The sequence below is a fragment of the Mycobacterium sp. genome, assembly GCF_035314665.1.
Lineage (GTDB): Bacteria > Actinomycetota > Actinomycetes > Mycobacteriales > Mycobacteriaceae > Mycobacterium.
In genome coordinates this window covers 1-2,462 of the sequence record NZ_DATFZD010000341.1, presented here as the reverse complement: position 1 = coordinate 2,462, position 2,462 = coordinate 1, and the positions used below count along the sequence as shown (strand labels likewise).

The following is a 2,462-nucleotide window of genomic DNA, read 5'->3' as shown; positions in this document are numbered from 1 at the left end:
AACAGATAGTCGCCCAGCTTGGCCACCACCTCGTCTCCGATTCCTGATCGCCAGCGCCGGCGTGGGCGCGCTGGGCCTGCTGTCCGGGCCGGTGGCGGTCAGCTGGCCCGACCTGCTGCGCGCGGCACACGACCGGCCGCTCGCCGAGGGCAGCGGCATCCTGGTGATCGTCACACTCTATGGCGGCAACGACGGCATCAACACCGTGATTCCCTACGCCGACAACGTTTATCATGACGCCCGCCCCGAACTTGCCTATGCCCAGCGATGTCCTGCACCCGGATGAGCAGTGGGGGCTCAATCCGGCGCTGAAAGGCCTGAACGAGTTGTGGGTCGAGCGGAACTTGGCGATCGTGCACGCGTGAGCTATACCCAGCCTGACCACAGCCACTTCCGGTCCATGGATATCTGGCAGACCGCGTCGCCGGCCGAACCCGTCGCAACCGGCTGGATCGGCCGGTGGCTGGACGCCACCGGTGACGACCCGCTGCGCGCGGTCAGTATCGGCGCCGTGTTGCCCCACTCGCGGTCGGCGAAAAATGCACGGCCGCCCCCCTTTCAGCCGCCGGGACCCCGAAATCCGAGGAGCGGTTCGCCGCGACGATGGACGCGACGGGTGTCGACGACTCAGGTGACACCCCGGCCATGTCGGCGGTGTGCGCAGCCTATCGCGCAACCCGTACCACCGACACGACCTTCGCGCCGGTCAAAGCGTCCGAGAAGGACCGCAACCCGCTGGCCGCGCAGCTCGCCATGGTGATCAAGGCGGTGCGGGCAAGGGTTCCGTCCCGCGTCTATATGGTGCAGCTCGGCGGGTTCGACACCCGCGCTGACGAACGCGAAACCCAGCAGCGGCTGCTGCAGCTCCTTCGATGAAGCGGTGGCCACGTTCCTGCGGGACATGTCCGCCGACCGCTACGGCAAGAGCGTCGTCTTGCTGGCGTATTCGGAGTTCGGGCGCAGGGTGGCGGCCAACGCGTCCCAGGGCACCGATCACGGCACCGCCGGGCCGGTGTTCGTCGCCGGGACACCCATCAAGGGCGGGTTCTACGGCGAGGAACCCAGCCCCACGGACCTCGACAACGGAGACCTCAAACCCAATGGACTTTCGCGACGTCTAGTACGACCTGCTGGCGCACACCATCGAGACCGATCCCACACCGTCGGTCGGGCCGGCCGGACGAGCGTGGGTTTCCTGGGCTAAATCCGATTGCCCGGCTCCTCCTCGAGCCACGGCCCCCATCGTCGCCGGTCTAAATCACCCGCACGCAGTACCGGGCGATGGCCAGTTCTTCATCGGTTGGAATCACCAACACCGCAATCGGCGAGTCGTCAGCGGAAATCCGCCGCGTGCCGCCGGCCGGGCCGGCGTTGCGCCGCTCATCAACCTCGATACCAAGCGCCGCCATCCCCGCCAGCGCGTCGCGGCGCACCGACGGGTCGTTCTCGCCGATCCCACCGGTGAAGCTCAGCACATCGGTGTGTCCCAGCACCGCCAGGTATGCCCCGATGTACTTGCGTAGCCGGTGAATGAACACGTCATAAGCCAATTGTGCTGAGCTGTCACCGGATTCGATCATGTCGTGGAGCCGGCGGAAGTCGAGTTCGCCGGCCAGGCCGAACACCCCGGAGCGATGGTTGAGCATCGTCTCGATGTCCTCGACGCTCATCTTCGCGGCGCGCCACAGGTAGCCGATGACGCCGGGGTCGACGTCACCGCTGCGGGTGCCCATCACCAGGCCCTCCATCGGGGTCAAGCCCATCGACGTGTCGACGGGGCGGCCCTTGGCGATCGCTGACGCTGATGCGCCGTTACCCAGATGCAGCACAATCTGATTCATGCTGTCCAGCGGCCTGCCCAGAAATACAGCGGCCTGCTCGCTGACGTAATGGTGCGAGGTGCCGTGGAATCCGTAGCGCCGGATCTGCCACTTCTCGGCCAACCCGCGGTCGATGGCGTAAGTCGCGGCCGCGGGGGGCAGGTCGTGGAAGAACGCCGTGTCGAACACCGCGACGTGCGGGGTGTCGGGCAGCAGCTTGCGCGCCACCTCGATTCCCAGCACCGCCGGCGGGTTGTGCAACGGCGCCAGCGGCGAGAGCTCCTTCAGCTTGGCGATCAGCGCGTCGTCCACCAGTGTCGGCCGGTAGAAGTCGTTGCCGCCGTGCACCACCCGATGCCCGACCGCCATCAGGCCGCAGCTCGTCAGCTCAATGCCGGCCTCGGCCAGCAGGTCGAACGCCAAGCGCAGCGCCGCGTCGTGTTCGGCGACCCGGCCGACGCGTTCCACATGATGCTTCCCGGCATCCAGCTGAGCCGACGACGACTGTTCGCCGATCTGCTCGACGATGCCGACCGCCCGCGACGCGCCCGAGTCAGGGTCGACCAGTTGATATTTCAGCGACGACGAGCCGGAGTTGATCACCAGCACGACACGGCTCTCAGCGATCATAGACGCCCTGTG

General features: G+C 66.9%; 1 protein-coding gene and 1 pseudogene. One reads left to right on the top strand and one right to left on the bottom strand.

Translation table 11 applies throughout. The annotated features are described in order from the left end of the window. Nucleotides 1-61 precede the first annotated feature (61 nt). Nucleotides 62-1,204 (top strand): annotated as a pseudogene (locus VKI00_RS23315) (DUF1501 domain-containing protein). A 49-nt stretch (nucleotides 1,205-1,253) separates the two neighbouring features. On the opposite strand, the gene VKI00_RS23310 reads toward VKI00_RS23315, so the two are convergent. Next, entirely contained in the window at nucleotides 1,254-2,450 is a 1,197-nt protein-coding gene (locus VKI00_RS23310) for an acetate kinase (RefSeq protein ID WP_324441680.1), read from the bottom strand. Nucleotides 2,451-2,462 lie beyond the last annotated feature (12 nt).